Origin of the sequence: Paenibacillus camerounensis, assembly GCF_000723885.1 — a bacterium.
Lineage (GTDB): Bacteria > Bacillota > Bacilli > Paenibacillales > Paenibacillaceae > Paenibacillus_AQ > Paenibacillus_AQ camerounensis.
Genome location: NZ_CCDG010000041.1, coordinates 37,276 through 54,617, shown reverse-complemented (window position 1 = coordinate 54,617; position 17,342 = coordinate 37,276). Strand labels below are relative to the sequence as shown.

At 54.5% G+C, this 17,342-nt stretch carries 14 protein-coding genes; 10 read left to right on the top strand and 4 right to left on the bottom strand.

Annotation, left to right across the window (positions count from 1 at the left end):
* The first annotated feature begins 42 nt into the window (after window positions 1-42).
* The 10 genes from BN3772_RS16075 to BN3772_RS16030 all read left to right on the top strand — a co-directional run bounded on the left by BN3772_RS16075 (window position 43) and on the right by BN3772_RS16030 (window position 12,515).
* Window positions 43-1,176, top strand: a complete 1,134-nt coding sequence (locus tag BN3772_RS16075; protein WP_042200714.1) for a sensor histidine kinase — start codon at window positions 43-45, stop codon at window positions 1,174-1,176.
* A 2-nt stretch (window positions 1,177-1,178) separates the two neighbouring features.
* Window positions 1,179-1,781, top strand: coding sequence for a response regulator transcription factor (locus BN3772_RS16070; RefSeq protein WP_039872754.1), 603 nt, complete (start codon window positions 1,179-1,181; stop codon window positions 1,779-1,781).
* Between the two features lie 296 nt (window positions 1,782-2,077).
* Complete coding sequence (locus tag BN3772_RS16065) at window positions 2,078-3,514, top strand: SWIM zinc finger family protein (RefSeq protein WP_042200712.1); 1,437 nt, start codon at window positions 2,078-2,080, stop codon at window positions 3,512-3,514.
* A gap of 57 nt (window positions 3,515-3,571) precedes the next feature.
* On the top strand, window positions 3,572-5,431 hold the full coding sequence (locus BN3772_RS16060) for a HEAT repeat domain-containing protein (protein WP_042200711.1): 1,860 nt from the start codon (window positions 3,572-3,574) through the stop codon (window positions 5,429-5,431).
* Between the two features lie 51 nt (window positions 5,432-5,482).
* The gene (locus tag BN3772_RS16055; protein WP_042176072.1) at window positions 5,483-6,586 is read left to right on the top strand and encodes an AAA family ATPase; all 1,104 of its coding nucleotides are present in this window, start codon (window positions 5,483-5,485) and stop codon (window positions 6,584-6,586) included.
* Complete coding sequence (locus tag BN3772_RS16050) at window positions 6,583-8,928, top strand: DUF5682 family protein (protein ID WP_042200709.1); 2,346 nt, start codon at window positions 6,583-6,585, stop codon at window positions 8,926-8,928. Before BN3772_RS16055 ends, BN3772_RS16050 begins: the two co-directional genes overlap by 4 nt.
* Window positions 8,929-10,143: a VWA domain-containing protein gene (locus BN3772_RS16045; RefSeq protein ID WP_042200707.1), complete on the top strand. Its 1,215-nt coding sequence runs from the start codon at window positions 8,929-8,931 to the stop codon at window positions 10,141-10,143.
* 159 nt (window positions 10,144-10,302) lie between these two features.
* Entirely contained in the window at window positions 10,303-11,388 is a 1,086-nt protein-coding gene (asd, locus tag BN3772_RS16040) for an aspartate-semialdehyde dehydrogenase (RefSeq protein WP_042200706.1), read from the top strand.
* Between the two features lie 124 nt (window positions 11,389-11,512).
* On the top strand, window positions 11,513-11,686 hold the full coding sequence (locus BN3772_RS16035; RefSeq protein WP_086074609.1) for a DUF3934 family protein: 174 nt from the start codon (window positions 11,513-11,515) through the stop codon (window positions 11,684-11,686).
* 133 nt (window positions 11,687-11,819) lie between these two features.
* Complete coding sequence (locus BN3772_RS16030; RefSeq protein ID WP_042200705.1) at window positions 11,820-12,515, top strand: pseudouridine synthase; 696 nt, start codon at window positions 11,820-11,822, stop codon at window positions 12,513-12,515.
* Between the two features lie 88 nt (window positions 12,516-12,603).
* On the opposite strand, the gene BN3772_RS16025 is transcribed toward BN3772_RS16030, so the two are convergent.
* The 4 genes from BN3772_RS16025 to thiM all read right to left on the bottom strand — a co-directional run bounded on the left by BN3772_RS16025 (window position 12,604) and on the right by thiM (window position 16,954).
* Window positions 12,604-14,454 (bottom strand): ABC transporter ATP-binding protein, encoded by a 1,851-nt coding sequence (locus BN3772_RS16025; protein ID WP_042200703.1) that lies wholly within the window; start codon window positions 14,452-14,454, stop codon window positions 12,604-12,606.
* A gap of 203 nt (window positions 14,455-14,657) precedes the next feature.
* Window positions 14,658-15,311, bottom strand: coding sequence for a thiamine phosphate synthase (thiE, locus tag BN3772_RS16020; protein WP_042200701.1), 654 nt, complete (start codon window positions 15,309-15,311; stop codon window positions 14,658-14,660).
* Window positions 15,311-16,129 (bottom strand): bifunctional hydroxymethylpyrimidine kinase/phosphomethylpyrimidine kinase, encoded by an 819-nt coding sequence (thiD, locus tag BN3772_RS16015; RefSeq protein WP_042200699.1) that lies wholly within the window; start codon window positions 16,127-16,129, stop codon window positions 15,311-15,313. The genes thiE and thiD overlap by 1 nt, the downstream gene beginning before the upstream one ends.
* A 24-nt stretch (window positions 16,130-16,153) precedes the next feature.
* Entirely contained in the window at window positions 16,154-16,954 is an 801-nt protein-coding gene (gene thiM, locus BN3772_RS16010) for a hydroxyethylthiazole kinase (RefSeq protein ID WP_042200697.1), read from the bottom strand.
* Window positions 16,955-17,342: the final 388 nt, after the last annotated feature.

The window sequence follows — 17,342 nt, the reverse complement described above, 5'->3', positions numbered from 1 at the left end:
TAAAATGGGGGTACAAACTTGTTGGTAAAAAGGATGGCGGATATGCAGAAGTGGCATCATATTTTTCATAAAAGCACGGGTCTGAGCCCTTATGTATGGGTTGTGTTCTATATTCTTCCGTTCTACTCGATCTTCCGGATGTCCTCGGTGGACCGGTGGGTATACGGCATTGTTATGATTATTTTATTTTTTGCCTGTTATGTGCTTGCCTTCAAATCACGGGGCTGGCTGGTCTACTTCTGGACGAGTGTACAGATTATAGTCTCAATCACAATGACGCTGATGTTCGGTTATATGTACTTTGCGCTGTTCCTGGCTTTTTTTATCGGAAATATCCAGAGCCGGGCCGGGTTCTTCACCATGTATACGATTCATCTGCTGACGACGATTGTGGCGATCAATTACGAGCTGATTACCCGCAATCCGGTATTTCTGTCGCAGCTGCCCTTTGTCCTGGTCAGTATCATTGCAGTAGTGCTGCTGCCTGCTACAACGTACAACCGTAACAATCAGGATAAGCTGCAGGGACAGCTGGAGGATGCCAATAAGCGTATCTCTGAGCTGGTTATCATGGAGGAGCGCCAGCGGATCTCACGGGATCTGCATGATACACTGGGGCAAAAGCTGTCTCTGATCGGACTTAAGAGTGACCTGGCCGGTAAGTTGATCAACAAAAACCCGGCGCAGGCAATCGCCGAAATTAACGATGTCAGACAGACGGCAAGAAGCGCACTCAAAGAGGTACGGGAGATGATTACCCAGATGCGGGGCATCCGGCTGGAGGACGAACTGGTACGGATCAGGCAGCTTTTGCAGGCAGCGGAGATAGAGTTCGAGCTGGAAGGAAGTCCCAAGCTGGAGAATACCTCATTAACTACGGAAAACGTGCTCAGCATGTGCATAAAAGAAGCGGTAACGAATGTAGTGAAGCACAGCGGAGCTTCTAAGTGTCTCATTCAGATCGAACCTTCCCGCACGGATCTGTCCATAAAGGTAACGGATAACGGCGCAGGCATCAGCTCTGCTGACCAGAACTACAAAGGTCATGGTATCCAGGGTATGAGGGAGCGTCTGGAGTTCGTCAATGGATGTATGGAAATCACGCATAACGGGGGAACAGCAATTACCATTAAAGTTCCGACAGTAATCCGTCAAATGGAAATGGAGGCGAAATAGAGATGATTCATATCGTAATAGCTGAGGACCAGCGTATGCTGCTCGGGGCACTGGCTTCGCTGCTGGACCTTGAAGAGGATATGAAGGTGGTGGGCCGGGCGGGTAACGGTGAGGAAGCGGTCAAGCTGGTGCAGCAGCACAAGCCGGATATCTGCATCATGGACATTGAAATGCCGGCAATGACTGGCCTTGAGGCGGCGGAAGCGCTGAAGGGCTCCGGATGTAAGATCATGATTCTGACTACCTTTGCCCGGACAGGTTATTTTGAGCGTGCTGTAAAAGCCGGCGTTGATGCCTATCTGCTGAAGGATAGCCCCAGCGAGGAGCTTGCCCTCTCGATCCGCAGTGTTATGGCCGGCAGGCGGATTTATGCCCCAGAGCTGATGGATGAGGCTTACAGCAGTGAAGCCAATCCCCTGACCCAGCGGGAGAAGGAAGTGCTGGGCCTGATTGCGGACGGTAAAAACACAAAGGAAATCGCCAGCCAGCTCTATATTACGACGGGGACCGTGCGCAATTACATTTCAGTAATCCTGGATAAGCTGGATGTCGGCAACCGGATTGAGGCGATTACACGCTTTAAGGAAAAGGGCTGGTTCAAATAAATGCTAATGCTCCAGGCAGGATTGGGCTGGGAGAAGACAGGCGTTTTAGAGGGAGGGACTTTATAGGTCCGTCCTATTTTTTTTGGGCAGAACAGTGCTGACAGCTGCTTTACATAGTTCCTATTGCCCAATTTTCCCATAATAGGGCCAGTTAGATTGGAAGCACAGCTTATTTTTGCTAATATAAATGCAAACATGTGATCCTATTACGGAATTTTGGGTAATAGAGGTTAAATGTCTTTTTCTGCAATTCTGCGTGTTTCTTATTTCAGTATACAAGTCGGGAGGAATCTGATTTGCCTGAACTCACATCATCCTATGTCGATTCGTTAGCACCTAACACCGCCGCCATCAAGAACGGCCAGGGGCTGGTGCGCAAAAAGAGCTTCATCCAGCTGCACCGTACCGAGAACGGGGAGCTGCTGTTCGGTCAATGTGCGGGAAGCGGCAAGACCCCGTATGAATGCTCTGCGGATTTTGTTGCACCGGATAGTCCCGTCTTCCGCTGCTCCTGTCCCAGCCGCCAGTTTCCCTGCAAGCATGCCCTGGGGCTGCTGTACGCTTATGTAGAAGGCCAGACCTTCACAGTTGCGCCTGTACCGGAGGATATCGCAGCTAAACGGGAGAAGGCTGAGAAACGTGAAGAGAACAAGGTGAAACAGGCTGCCGAAGGCAGTACGGCCAAACCCAAGAAGGTAAATAAAGCTGCACTTAAGAAAAAAATCACCGCCCAGCTGGAAGGGCTTGATCTGCTGGAGAAGCTGGTGCTCTCCCTCATCCGCGGCGGCTTGTCGGTTATTGATGCCAAGACGCTGAAGACAGTGCAGGAGCATGTGAAGCAGCTTGGGAATTACTATCTGTCCGGTGCCCAGATTGAGCTCCGCCGTTTCGCGCTGCAGCTCGGAAAAGGAGAAGACAGGGAACAGGGTTATACATATGCGGTCCAGCAGCTGACCCGGCTGCATGCATTTATCAAGAAAGGCCGCAGCTACCTCACTGCCAGAAGTGAAGATCCGGAGCTTGCACTGGATCATGAATCAACAATAGATGAATGGCTGGGCCATGCCTGGCAGCTGACCGAGCTTAAGGATTACGGGCTGACAGCAGAGAATACGGAGCTGCTTCAATTGTCTTTCTACAGCTATGACGATCAGGCCCGCCAGGAATTTGTTGATCTGGGATACTGGCTGGAGCTGTCATCGGGAGCGGTTCATAAGACTTTGCAGTACCGTCCTTACAAGGCCGCTAAGTTAATGCGTGAAGAGGACAGCTTCTTTGATGTGGCCCGTGTGCCTCTGCTATACAAATATCCCGGAGATATGAATGCCCGGGTCAGATATGAGGAAATGTCACCCCGACCGGCCACTGCAGCTGATCTGGCGCAGGTTCAGGCCTATGCACACCGGTCGTTTGCCGAAGCAGTCAAGCTGGTCAAAAATCAGCTGAAGAATCCGCTGGGTGATAAGCAGCCTGTGCTGCTGCTTCATGCGGCAAGTATCGGAGTGAACGGTCAGGGAGAGTATGTTCTTTCGGATGAATCGGGTGTACAGCTGGTGCTGGAGGATATTCCCTCCCTGTCACAGGGAACGGTTGGACTGCTACCATACCTTCCGCCGGTCTGCTTTGGAAAGTGCTCCCTGCTGGTCATGTTTGAACATCAAATGGACCGGGGCAGGCTTGCAGCCCAGCCGCTTAGCATCATCCATGCTGAAGGCATTACACGTCTGCTGTAATCAACAGGATGTCTGAAACATAACCTTTGCATCATATCATCGGTAGGGGGACCGCGCATGAGTACAGCATTATTGCAAGAGCTTCATCAGGAGGTCAGAAGACTATACATTGCCGGAAGTGATCTGGCTGCGGAGGATTTCCGCCTGAAACGGCTGCTGCCGCAGTTCGAGCAGCTCGGTGAGCGGGCTGCTGTGTTCAAAAAACTGGGAGAAGGCGTTGCCGCCCTAATCCGCCCGTCTGCTGCCGGAGAGGATCTGCCGGCAGTGAAGCTTCAGGATTTAACCCTGCTGCTGGAATCCGTGCTGTATACCCAAGGCAGCACCGTGCCCTCAGGAGATGCACCCGTTCAGCTGCAAGGCAGCTCTTTCGGGCTGGAGACAAAGATCTCCTCAAGAAAGATTGCCGCAGTCCGCTTGGCATTGACGACAACCGGAAGCGGCAGATATGAGACGGTGCTTGAAGCATTCAAGGACGGTGTATTCCAGGATCTGCGGCTGCTTCCGCTGGCCGTCAGCGCACTTGGCGATCCCTATGCGGAGCTAGCTGACTTTGCCATGAACAAGATTGTGCCGTCCTATGGACCGGCTGTTGCTGATTATCTGGTAGGGCACTTCAATCCCGCCGGAGGAAAAAGCGAGGTCCGCAAGCTGCATGTGATCAAAGCGGCCGGCCGTCCCGAGCTGCTTGAAGTGATTTTCAAGGCCGCCGGCAGCGGCAGCGATGATGTGCGGGCGGCGGCTATACTCTGCCTGGCCGGTCAGCAGGAATATGTCCAGGCGCTGCTTGAATGGACTGCGGACAAGAAGAAGCCGATCCGGGAAGCAGCATATACGGCACTTGCGGAAGGCGGCTCAGCAGAGGGGCTGGAGCGGCTGTATGAAGCTTTTGCCGGGAAGAAGGACCGGGAGCTGGCCGCCTTTGCGCTGGCCAAATGGCCGTCTGCCCCGCTGGGTGAACGGCTGTCAGTCAAGTTTATGGAAGAGCTGAAAGAGGCTCTGGCGGCAGATCATAAAGACAGCAAAAAGAATGATACGCTCTGGAACGTCATCTCGCTGTACCTGATAGCTCTTACTGATATCCGTAATCCGCAGCTTGATGAAATTTTCCGTTATATTATTGAAGAATATGACCGCTTTGCCGCTCTGGGCTGGCTGCATCTGCTGGACCGGGCCGCACAATATGAAGAGACTGCGCAATCGGAGCAGGGGCTTGAGCTGCTGCGTGAGCTGGATAATAAGAGTGTTCGCTATCTGTCCTACTACTTCCGCGCAGCACAGCAGCTCCTCACAACGAAGGAGCTCTATAATGAGTTCGCCGGCGGATCGATGCTCGACAAGATGAAGGCGAGGCTGGCCAAGGATGCCGCCACGCGTAACCGTGTGCTGCAGGAGACGCTGGAGGAGCAGATTCTGAATGCGGAAAGAGTGTTTTATGAGCTCTCCTGGGATTATGCCGGAAGCCGCCAGCAATATGTGTGGGAGATGCTGTCTTTGGACCGGATCGCGGCTGAGTGGGATCCCCGCTGGCTGGACTGGGCGATTGAACGGGATGCCCCGGAGCTGGTATCGGCTCTTGCCCGCCCCGGCCACTCCGGTGTACAGGAATATCTGCTTGCAAAGCTCAACCGGGAAGGCAAGCACCGTAAAGACTTAGATTTCATGTCCAGTCTGTTCAAGGGACTTGAACGTGCAGGGTTCACTGATACGGAGCGGCAGGAGCTGCTGATATCTGTGTTAGAGCAGCATAAATTTTCGAATCCGTATTCCATTCATTTTTATCTGCTGGAGCTGATGCTGGGCTTCCCGCCAAGCTATGCTGAGCGGATCGCAGCAGTTGTGCCGAAATACCGCTATGAGAGCAAAAACCAGCTGGAGTACCTGGTCACCTACCTGCGGAGCAAGCAGCAGGTTACCTGAAGGCAGTAACTCGCGGAAATATACATGATATTGACAAAAGGAGAGGTGTACATGTCAACGGGACAAGAGCAGCTTCAGGATTACATGCGGTTGCCGGCGGAGGTATTGTATCGGGAGGAGCTTGAGGCGCTGCGCAAGGAGGATACCGGGAAAATTCCGGCCGGCTGGCAGATGTCCCCGCGTGCCGTTCTGACCTTCATCGCCGGGGGGAAGGCCGGCAAGAAAGTAATCACTCCAAAGTATATCGGCAATACGCGGCTGATCGAGATGGCTGTAGCGACACTGGTGACGGACCGGGCTTTGCTGCTGATCGGCGAGCCGGGTACCGCAAAATCCTGGCTGTCCGAGAATCTGGCAGCGGCTATCTACGGCAATTCCGGCCTTGTGGTTCAGGGGACAGCCGGTACGAGCGAGGAGCATGTGCGTTATTCCTGGAACTACGCAATGCTGCTTGCCAACGGGCCGACGCCGGAGGCACTGGTCAAGAGTCCGATCATGCGGGCGATGGAGGATGGCGGAATAGCACGTTTCGAGGAGATTTCACGCTGCGCTTCTGAGGTGCAGGATGCGCTAATCTCTATTTTGTCCGAGAAGACGATCTCTGTACCGGAGCTGGGCAAGGAAGCAGGTGCGCGCAAAGGCTTCTCCATCATCGCCACGGCAAACACAAGAGACCGCGGGGTCAATGAAATGTCTGCCGCCCTAAAGCGCCGCTTCAACATCATTGTGCTGCCGGCACCGTCGGATATCGAGACCGAGCTCTCCATTGTGAAAAAACGGGTTGCTGAGATTGCTTCTTCGTATGAGCTGCAGGCTGCGGTTCCGGCAGACGATGCGCTGCTGAAGGTAGTCACTATTTTCCGGGAGCTGCGCAGCGGCATGACACTCGACAAGAAGGAGAAGGTGAAGACTCCGGCCGGGGTCATCTCCACAGCTGAAGCCATTTCACTGCTTACGAACAGTATGGCGCTGGCGGCGAGCTTCGGCACTGGTGAGCTTACTGACGGAGATCTGGCTGCGGGGCTTCAGGGAGCCATTGTGAAGGATGACGATAAGGATAAGCTGGTCTGGAGGGAATATCTCGATAACGTCATGAAGAAAAAGGGGACGGAGTGGCGCGGTTTGTATCAGGCCTGCAAGGAGATGAACGAGTGAACGCGCCGGCCGCAGCCGGAGTACGCATATTCGGGGTGCGCCATCTGTCCCCCGGCGGAGCCCGTCATCTGCTGGATTATCTCGATGAGCACCGCCCGACTGCAGTGCTGATTGAAGGTCCAAGTGATGCATCGGGAGAGATCCCCCATCTGACCAAAGGGAAGGCCAGACCGCCGGTGGCGATACTGGCGTTTACCGATCAGCTGCCCGTACGTACTGTACTCTGGCCGTTTGCTGTCTATTCCCCTGAATTTCAGGCTATGAAATGGGCCAAGGATCATGGGGCAGCGGTTTCCTTTATTGATCTGCCTTCCTCGGTCACACTCGGATTACAGGATGTCATGAACCGCGGCAAAGCTGGAGGGCCGGCAGCGGTGCCCGAAACCGGGCTTCAGGATGAGCCTGATTCTGCGGAGCTTATGGATGAAGAATCGATCTACAGCCGGATTGCCCGGGCTGCCGGCGAACATGATTATGATATGTACTGGGAGCGCAACTACGAGCATAATGGCAGCACAGGTGCCTATCAGGCGGCTATTCTTGCTTTTTCCTCGCAGATGCGTGAGCTGGGTGAAGACAAGGAGCTGAGGGAGCAGCCTTCGGAGTACGCTTATAATGCGCTGCGGGAAGCCTATATGAGACGCCAGATTCTTAAGGCTATTGCGGAGGGGCATGAGCCGGACAGAGTTGTTGTGGTCTGCGGAGCCTATCATGCTTCAGCCCTGGCTGCTCCGCTTGCGCCGATGAATGACAATGAGCTTGCCGCACTGCCTTCGCGCAGTACGAAGCTGACACTGATGCCATATTCCTATTACAAGCTATCCACTATGTCCGGCTATGGTGCAGGGAATGCCGCGCCGCATTACTTCCAGATGATGTGGGAGGCCATGTCGGCAGGTAAGCCTGAGGAACTGCCGCACCGTTACCTGTCGGCGGTGGCAGGCCATGTGCGCACAGGCGGAACCTACCGCTCAACAGCTGAAGTGATTGAAGCCGTCAGGCTGGCCGAATCGCTGGCAGCGCTGCACGGAGGGAGCGCACCGACGCTGCGTGACCTGCGTGATGCAGCCCAGACACTGCTTGGCCATGGTGATCTGGCGGCAATCGCTGAACCGCTGGCCCGGGTCGATGTCGGGACCGCTATCGGTTACCTGCCGGAGGGGGTCAGCCAGACCCCGATTCAGGATGATCTGAACCGGCTGCTGAAGCAATATAAGCTGGAGAAGTATAAGACGGCTGTTGCAACCGATCTGCAGCTTGACCTGCGTGAGAACCGCAGAGTATCAAGCACTGAGGCCGCCTTTCTGGATCTTAGCCGCTCTGTGCTGTTCCACCGCCTGAGTCTGCTCGGCATTGCTTTCGCCCAGAGCCGCCCGAGCGGCCAAAGCGGTGCAACCTGGGCCGAGCACTGGGTGATCCGCTGGTCACCGGAGATCGAGATTCAAGTGGTTGAGTCCACACTTCTCGGTGAGACGGTCGAGGTGGCGGCAGCCTATGTCCTGCGTGAGAAGCTGCAGGAATGCAAGTCGATTGCTGACGCTTCAGTGCTGATCCGGATCGCCTGTGAATGTGCAATGACCGCCCAGATGGAGGAAGGCACCCGGGTGCTGCAGAATCTGGCGGCACTCAGCCGGGATGTGGCCGGCATGGCAGCAGCAGCCCGCGAGCTGTCCTTAATCATAAGCTTCGGTGATATCCGCAGGGTTGACACGGCACCGCTGATTCCGCTGCTGGAGGAGCTGTTCCGCAGGGGCTGCCTGTTCCTGCTGGATGCCAGCGGCTGCAACGACGAAGCAGCAAGTGCTATGCTCACAGCAATGAATGAGCTTAACGTAATTTCACTTGAGCACAGCGACAATCTGGAAGACGGGCTGTGGCTGCAGGAGCTGCAGCAGCTTGCCGAACGAGATGACCGCAATCCGCGCCTGTCCGGTTATGCCTGTGCCATTCTGCTGGAGCGCGGCACCATCTCTTCCGGGGAGCTTGCAGCCGAAGTATCGCGGCGCCTGTCGCCCGGCATTCCCGCAGATCTTGGTGCCGGCTGGTTCGAAGGCCTGTCGATGCGCGGGCATTACGGCCTGCTGTCACGGATGAGCCTGTGGGAGCAGCTGAATGATTACATCAATGCACTGGATGACGAACAATTCAAGCGGGCACTGGTCTTTCTCCGCAGGGCGTTCGGCACATTCTCGCCGCGGGAGAAGACAATGATCTCTGAGCTGCTTGGCGAGCTGTGGGGTGTGAACAGCGAGCAGGCGGCTGAGGTGCTTACCGGTGAGCTGAAGGAGGAGGAGTCCAAAATGCTGGATGAGCTGAATGATTTTGACTTCGGTGACTTTTAGATGACAAATGAACATAAGCAGGAGAACACACTGTCCCGCTGGCGGCTGATTCTCGGCCAGGAGGCGGATGCCGCGCTGTCCGGGTACGGGGAAGGCGGGCAGCTGTCGCTGACGGATGAAGAGCAGGTAATGGACGCTGCGCTGGCAGCTATATATGACGATACTACGCCCGGAGGAGCTCCGGGTACAGCACAAGGCAGCAACAAGGGCAGAGGCGCCGGCACCGGGCATGCTGCCTTGAACCTGTCCAAATGGCTGGGAGATGTACGTAATTTTTTCCCGGAGGATGTTGTTTCCATCATTCAGAGTGATGCAATGGAGCGCAGAGGCTGGAAGCAGCTGCTGTTCGAGCCCGAGCTGCTGGCTGCGGTCAAGCCGGATATCCAGCTGGTAGGGACGCTGCTCTCGCTGAAAGGCAAGATCCCGGAGAAAACCAAGGATACAGCAAGGCTGCTGGTCAAGGCGCTGGTCGATGATCTGGTCAAGCTACTGGAGACGGACATCCGGCGCGCGGTTACGGGCGCGCTGAACAAGCGGCAGCACTCGCCGCTTCCTTCACTCAGCGGATTGGACTGGAAGCTGACGATCCAGCGCAACCTCAAGCATTACGACCAGGAGCGGCGGATTATCATTCCGGAGCGGTTTTATTATTTTGACCGGGCCCGCCGCAGCAAGGAGTGGACCGTCATCGTTGATATTGACCAGAGCGGCTCGATGGCGGATTCCGTAATATGGGCATCGGTGATCGGCTCAATCTTTGCCAGTATTCCGGCACTCAATACCAGAGTAGTTGTCTTTGATACTGAGGTAGTGGATCTGACAGAGCAATGTGCCAATGATCCGGTTGATATGCTCTTTGGTATCCAGCTTGGCGGCGGAACGGATATTAACAAGTCGGTGAAATACTGCGAGCAGTTTATTGAGGAGCCGAAGAAGACGCTCTTTATCCTAGTCTCCGACCTTTACGAGAACGGGAATCAGTCTGCACTCGTCCGGCGGATGCGTGAGCTCCGGGAGGCGGGGGTCCGCACAATGACCTTGCTGGCCTTATCCGATTCCGGCAAGCCCTTCTATGATGAGCGTCTGGCGCGGCAGCTGTCCCGGGACGGCACCCCTTGCTTCTCCTGCACCCCGGCGCTGCTGCCGGCACTGGTTGAAGGGGCGCTGAAGGGCCAGGATCTTGGGGAGCTGGCAAAGCGGCTGGGAACCAACTAACGGATAGCCGCAGTCGTAGCCGCAGCTGTAATGGGATATTTTATCAGAGCCGACACATACTTTTCATTCACATATTGTGTAAGCTGCGTATATCATTTATAATCGGTTATTAAAAAGCCACCTAACAATAGGAGCTGCTTGAAAGGAAATGAATCCCTTATGGCAAGTAAATTAAGAGCGGGTATCGTTGGCGGTACCGGTATGGTCGGTCAGCGTTTTATTGCACTCCTTGAGAATCATCCATGGTTTCAGGTAACAGTCATTGCTGCAAGCCGGAATTCAGCCGGCAAAACGTATGAGGAATCGGTAAAAGGCAGATGGAAGCTGACTACCCCAATGCCGGATGCGGTAAAGGGTATTATGGTCCAGGATGCCGCCAATGTGGATGAAGTGGCTGCAGATGTCGATCTGATCTTCTGTGCTGTTGATATGAAGAAGGAAGAAATTAAGGCGCTGGAAGAAGCTTATGCCAGAACAGGCACGCCTGTTATTTCCAATAACTCAGCTCACCGCTGGACACCGGATGTTCCAATGGTTATTCCTGAGATCAACCCTGAGCATCTGGCTGTGATTGCCCAGCAGCGCAAACGCCTGGGTACAGAAACGGGATTTATTGCGGTTAAGCCGAACTGCTCCATCCAGAGCTTTATGCCGGCGCTGAATGCCCTGAGTGAGTTCAAGCCGTCCAAGGTGGTAGTAACAACGTATCAGGCTATTTCCGGAGCCGGCAAAACCTTTACCGACTGGCCGGAAATGCTGGACAATGTTATCCCGTACATCGGCGGCGAAGAAGAGAAGAGCGAGCAGGAGCCGCTGCGGATCTGGGGCCACGTAACAGAGGAAGGTATCGTCAAAAGCGAGCAGCCTGTCATCACCAGCCAGTGTATCCGCGTACCTGTGGCTGACGGCCATATGGCCGCCGTATTTGCTTCCTTTGAGCAGAAGCCGTCCAAGGAAGAAATTCTCGAACGCTGGAACAGCTTTAGAGGCCGTCCGCAGGAGCTGGGGCTGCCAAGCGCACCTAAACAATTCATTACCTATTTCGAAGAAGAGAACCGTCCTCAGACCAAGCTTGACCGCGACATTGAGAACGGTATGGGCGTATCCGCAGGCAGACTGCGTGAAGATACACTGTATGATTACAAATTTGTCAGCCTGTCACACAACACGGTCCGCGGCGCTGCCGGCGGTGCTGTGCTGATTGCAGAGCTGCTGAAGGCTGAAGGCTATATCCAGCCGAAATAATATTGTTCTGTACAGCCCGCCGGACCTCATCCGGCGGGCTGTTTGCGTATTGACCTGACAGGCCATGCTTAATAATGGTAAGATAGACAGGATTAGCACCAAAACTTAGTATAGACGGAGTGATATTGTGGCAAAAAGTAAAGGCGGCGGCACAGGCAGAGGAACAGGCAGTAAAGGCTGGACCCGCTGGAACAAAACAGCGAAGCCGGTGAAGCCGAAAAGTGGAGCAGCAGGCGGACCGGGTCCGAAAGGCGCTGTGAAAGGGAGCACTACTGCCAAAAAGGGCGGCAGCAATTAGCCTGGCCCATCGTTTATAGATGAATGCAGCATCTGATTTGTACAAACGGTTACCGCCTTCTCTGAAGGACGGCTAGCCGTTTCTGCTTGACTGAAATCAGGTGCTTTTATTTTCCGGCGGAAGGGACCTGGAGATGAGAATTGATAAATACATAAGCATGACAGGCCTTTATCCGCGGCGGGAGACTGCCAGGCTGCTGGCAGCCGGCCGGATTACGGTGAACGGTGAGGTCTGCGGTAAACATACAGTTGTTGAGGCGGAGGATCTGGTGGCTGTTGACGGCAACCCGGTCAGCCTGAGCGGGCAGGAAAGGGTCTATCTGGCCCTGAACAAGCCGGTTGGCATTACCTGTACAGCTGCGCCGGGGGTGGAAGGCAACATTATAGATTACATTAACTATCCTTCCCGCATCTTTGCTGTAGGACGGCTGGACAAGCATTCGGAGGGTCTGATTCTGCTCACTAACGACGGAGACATCGTTAATACAATGATGCGTTCGGAAAATCAGCATGATAAGGAATACCATGTAACCGTGGACAAGCCGGTGACCGGAGCATTTCTGGAGGCTATGTCCGCCGGTGTCCCCATTCTCGGAACCGTCACCAAACCTTGCATTACCTATCCGGTCGCAGACCGGCAGTTCGGTATCATACTCACACAGGGGCTTAACCTGCAGATCCGCCGGATGTGCAAGGAGCTGGGCCAAAGAGTGCTCCGGCTGGAGCGGACCCGGATTATGAATATTACCCTGGACGGCCTGGAGCGGGGAGCCTGGCGTCATCTGAGCGAACAGGAGCTGGAGACGCTGATGCATTCCCTGAACGGATGACATCCGGGAGGGCGCTTTTGCGCAAATATAAAAATCCGTATCAGCCGTTACAGCGGCTGGATACGGATTTTTGTTGTAAATATACCGTTTAATCGGCGACAGGAGAGTCAGAGAACACTTTAGGCTCAAACTGCTTGTCGTACAGAGCTTTATACACCCCGTTATATTGCAGGAGCTTGTCATGCGTACCTTTTTCAACGATCGTTCCATCCTTAACCACCAGAATCTGATCGGCCGCAATAATTGTAGACAGCCTGTGGGCAATGATAATCCCGGTCTTGTTCGCCAAAAGGGAGTGCATCGCCTGCTGAATATAGTATTCAGAGACGGTATCAAGGGAAGAGGTTGCTTCATCCATAATAATGATTGGCGGATTCTTCAACAGCACCCGGGCAATGGATAGCCGCTGCTGCTCCCCGCCTGACAGCTTAATCCCGCGGTTGCCGACGAGGGTCTCATATTGCTCCGGCAGCCCCATAATAAAATCATGGATATAAGCGGAACGGCAGGCTTCAACAATCTCGGCTTCAGCGGCATCAGGACGGGCATACAGCAGATTGTCCCGGATTGTGCCGTTGAACAGGTAAGTGTCCTGGGTAACCAGTCCAATCTGGGAGCGCAGCGACTCCAGTGTGAATTCGCGTATGCTAATGCCGCCGATGCTAATCGTGCCTGAATCTGTCTCATAGAGCCGCGGAAGCAGACTGGTAATGGTGGTTTTGCCGGCTCCGCTTGGTCCGACCAGGGCAGTCACTGTGCCGGCATCTGCGGTAAAGCTGATCCCGCGCAGCGCAGGCTTGTCCCGCTGGTAGGAGAAATGAACATTGTCGAACAGGATGCGGTTTCCGGCTGCACTGACCGGCCTCGCATCAGGCTGATCTGTAATCACCGGCTCCATATCAAAATAATCAAAAATCCGTTCAAACAGCGCCGCCGACCGCTTAATATCCACATACAAATTGGTCATCTGCATTACAGGACCGTACAGTCTGCCCAGGAGTGCAACGAAGGTGATGATGATACCGATGGACAGCTCCCCTTGGATAAAAAGAATTCCGCCGTACAGGTAGATCAGCATCGGGCCGATGCTTGTAAAGGTGGAGAGGAACATAATGAACCAGCGGCCGGCCATGGATTCGCGGATTTGCAGGCCTGTGGCTTCCGCATTAATCGCGGAGAAGCTTGTATATTCGGCAGACTCTCTCGTAAAAAGCTTCATCAGAAGATAGCCGCTGACGCTCATTGTCTCCTGGATGATCCGGTTCTGCTCCGACACCTTTTCCTGCGTCTGCTTCGCGAGCTTCCAGCGGACATTGCCCATTTTGCGGGTAGGCACGATAAACAGGGGCACGACCAGAATGCCGAGCAGGGCCAGCTTCCAGTTCATAATGAACAGCGCGGCTGCAGTGGACACAAGAATAAACAGGTTGCTCGCAAAATTGACAATCGTGTTGTTGAATACGCTCTGTACGCCGGTGATGTCACTGGTCATTCTTGTAATGACCTCACCCTGCTTCACTTCCGAGAAAAATTGCAGCGGCATCCGCTGAAGGTGGCGGTACATCTGGTTTTTCATATCATGCACAATATTTAAGGAGATAAAAGAATTCAAATAATTCTGCAGTACGCCCAGCAGGCCGGAAACGACCGTTGTGCCCAGTGATGCAAGTACAAGCAGAATAAGCAGGTGCAGGTTTTTATCCGGCAGCGCCCGGTCGATAATCTGCTGAATCAGAATCGGAGGCAGCAGTCCCAGCACTGCAGATACGCCCAGTACAAACATCACAACAGCCGTCTGCTTCCAATAGGGGATAAAATATTTGCTGATCCGCAGCAGCACCGCCCGGGATAGCTCCGGTCTGCCCCCGGCTTCATCGAATTTAAACCTTCCATGCCCCGGTCCTCCGCCGAGCCCGCCGGAACTGAAATCTCTAGCCATTAATGCTCACCAGCTTTGCTTGGATTTAATAGAGTGGTCCCGGGTAATTGTACACCTCATGCCGAGCGGGGGAAATGCTATAATTAACACTCTTCACTGCAATATCCCCGTCAGGTCAATATTTATCAGTATGCAAAAGAACGGACAGCCTGCGTTGGCTATCCGTTCTTTTTTCTGTTTAGCAGGCCGGCTGCAGCCAGCTGCTAGAGCCGTACAGCATTCAGCAGCCGGCTTGCGGCTTCTTTAACCTCTGCGGCTGCGGAAATGGCAGAGATGACCGAGATGCCATCTGCACCTGCGCGGATTACGGGGGCGACATTGTCAGCAGTGATGCCGCCGATTCCGACCAGCGGAATGCCGAATCCGCTGAGCCTTAGCTGCTCAATGACCTGCGTGCCCTGCACAGCTCTGGCATCGTCTTTGGAGGAGGTCGGGTAGACCGGCCCGACGCCAAGGTAATCAGCACCGTCAGCGATGGCCTGACGGGCTTCCTCTGGCGTGTGCGCCGACACGCCGACGATTTTGTCTGTGCCAAGCCGGCGCCGGATGGAGCCGGCCGGCTCGTCCTCCTGGCCGACATGCACACCGTCGGCATCCAGTGTCTCGGCAAGCCCGATATCGTCGTTGACGATGAAGGGGATGCCGTGTGCCCGGCAGACAGCCTGAAGCTGACGGCCCAGCCGGACGGCTGCGGCGCCGGTCAGGGCGCCGGGACCCTTTTCACGGAACTGGAACAGTGTGATGCCTCCGTTGATAGCCTGCGTCAGCGTCTCGGCAGGAGAGAGCCGGCAGTTGGCGCTGCCCATAATAAAATACAGCTTCAGTACACGCCGGATATACTCATCGCGGTCCTGCATTACCGGGCATCCCCCTTTTGGACGCGGCGGTACGCAAAATGGTTAGTCGGCCCATGTCCGTTACCGATCCCGAGACCGTGCTCGATGGCCGCCTGAATAAAGGCTTTGGCTGTGTGTATAGCTTCATTAACACTGTCTCCTGCTGCAAGCCCTGCGGTTATCGCTGCCGAGAAGGTGCAGCCGGTGCCGTGCGTATGTCTGGTAGGAATCCGCGGGCTGTCCAGATATGCAAACGCCTGCCCGTCATAGATCAGATCCCGCACATGGTCAGACCCTTCATCATGACCGCCTTTGAGCACAACATATTTGGGTCCCATCGTATGAATCAGCCTGGCGGCCTGCTCACGCTCCTTAAGGCCAGTGATGGTCATGCCGGTCAACATTTCCGCTTCGGGTATATTTGGTGTCACAACAAGTGTCAGCGGCAGCAGACCGCTGATCAACGCAGCTACTGCCTCCTGCTGCAGAAGGGGAGAACCGCCCTTGGCAACCATAACCGGATCGACTATAAGTCTGCTCCAGCCGTAGTCCCGCACCTTGGCGGCGACGATGCCAATAATTCCGCTGCTGAACAGCATGCCGGTCTTCACGGCATCCGGAGGCAGATCGGTGCCGACAGAGTCAAGCTGGGCTGCGACCGCCTCCCCGGTGAGCGGATAAACAGCCTGAACGCCTAGCGTATTCTGTGCAGTTACAGCAGTTAATGCGGACATACCGTAGACACCCAGCTCCTGGAAGGTTTTGAGGTCAGCCTGAATTCCGGCACCGCCGCCGCTGTCAGAGCCGGCAATGGTGAGAGCTTTATATGTGTGGGTCATGAGCTAAGCTCCTTTGCTGCAGATTTATTGTGGATTGAGCTGTTCGATCCGTGCTCTCTGGCTGTACAGCTCCGGTGTTACTGCTGACAGCTGGTTCAGGAATTCAATCTGGAAGGCGCCAGGCCCCTGGCCTTCAGTCTTCTCAGCGGCAAGCTCTGCTGCGACACCATAGAAGGAGAGGGCTTCAGCCGAGGCCTCTAGCCAGTTGCCTTCACTGGCAGCCAGAAATGCGCCGACAACGGCGCTAAGCAGGCAGCCGGTGCCGGTAACCTTGGTCAGAACAGGATGGCCGTTACTGACGACAAAGGTGCGGCTGCCGTCAGTAATGACATCTTCCCGGCCCGTAATGATGACTACACAGCCGAGCTTGCCGGCTGCTTTGCTGGCCAGGGCAATAACATCACCGTCGCCTGCACCGGCATCTACCCCTTTGCTGGCCCAATGCTCGCCTGCCACGTTAGCTACTTCAGCAACATTACCGCGCAGTGCAGTAAGCTGCATGGCCTGTACCAGCTTGTGCGTGACTTCGCTGCGGTAAGCAGTCGCCCCGGCTCCCACCGGGTCAAGCACCAGCGGAATGCTGTGCTTGTTGGCTGATTGTCCGGCGAGAATCATGGAGGCAATAGCCTGTTCATTTAAAGTGCCGATATTCAGCACTACTGCACCAGACATGGCGGCTACATCCTCTACCTCTTCACGGGCATCTGCCATAAAGGGAGAGGCGCCTAGCGCCAGCAGCCCGTTAGCAGAAAAGTTGGCAACAACGATATTCGTAATATTGTGAACGAGAGGATTGAGCTCGCGCACTTTGGCTAAGTAGGACATGTTGATTCCTCCTAAAGAGTGTTATTGAAAGTTTAGGCTCATTCCAGAAAGCTGATGGTTTACATAGATGTATTCAGTGCAGTTAAAAGTCTAAATGGAGCCCGTTCGGCTGCAATAACTGCACTCTGTACATCTAAAAATAGAGAAATGAAGGAAAATCGTGATAATCCGGGATTTTAAGTGTACGAAGTGCAGTTATATCTAAAAAACAGTGAATTTTTCTGGATATAAGTGTACAAAGTGCAGCTAAAAGTTAAACAGCAAGGCGTGGGAGTGCAGATTAGATTCATTGGGCGAATAGCACAACTATGCCCGGTATTCTATGGAAGGGCGGCCAACTGTCCGGGCACTGGTATGATTACCGCTACAGTTCTTCTCCCGCATTATG

Excerpts from the sequence above, each read along its gene's own strand:
- BN3772_RS16075 (WP_042200714.1), top strand. The coding sequence starts at position 43 with ATGCAGAAGTGGCATCATATTTTTCATAAAAGCACGGGTCTGAGCCCT.
- BN3772_RS16070 (WP_039872754.1), top strand. The coding sequence starts at position 1,179 with ATGATTCATATCGTAATAGCTGAGGACCAGCGTATGCTGCTCGGGGCA.
- BN3772_RS16060 (WP_042200711.1), top strand. The coding sequence starts at position 3,572 with ATGAGTACAGCATTATTGCAAGAGCTTCATCAGGAGGTCAGAAGACTA.
- BN3772_RS16055 (WP_042176072.1), top strand. The coding sequence starts at position 5,483 with ATGTCAACGGGACAAGAGCAGCTTCAGGATTACATGCGGTTGCCGGCG.
- BN3772_RS16045 (WP_042200707.1), top strand. The coding sequence starts at position 8,929 with ATGACAAATGAACATAAGCAGGAGAACACACTGTCCCGCTGGCGGCTG.
- asd (WP_042200706.1), top strand. The coding sequence starts at position 10,303 with ATGGCAAGTAAATTAAGAGCGGGTATCGTTGGCGGTACCGGTATGGTC.
- BN3772_RS16030 (WP_042200705.1), top strand. The coding sequence starts at position 11,820 with ATGAGAATTGATAAATACATAAGCATGACAGGCCTTTATCCGCGGCGG.
- BN3772_RS16025 (WP_042200703.1), bottom strand. The coding sequence starts at position 14,454 with ATGGCTAGAGATTTCAGTTCCGGCGGGCTCGGCGGAGGACCGGGGCAT.
- thiE (WP_042200701.1), bottom strand. The coding sequence starts at position 15,311 with ATGCAGGACCGCGATGAGTATATCCGGCGTGTACTGAAGCTGTATTTT.
- thiD (WP_042200699.1), bottom strand. The coding sequence starts at position 16,129 with ATGACCCACACATATAAAGCTCTCACCATTGCCGGCTCTGACAGCGGC.
- thiM (WP_042200697.1), bottom strand. The coding sequence starts at position 16,954 with ATGTCCTACTTAGCCAAAGTGCGCGAGCTCAATCCTCTCGTTCACAAT.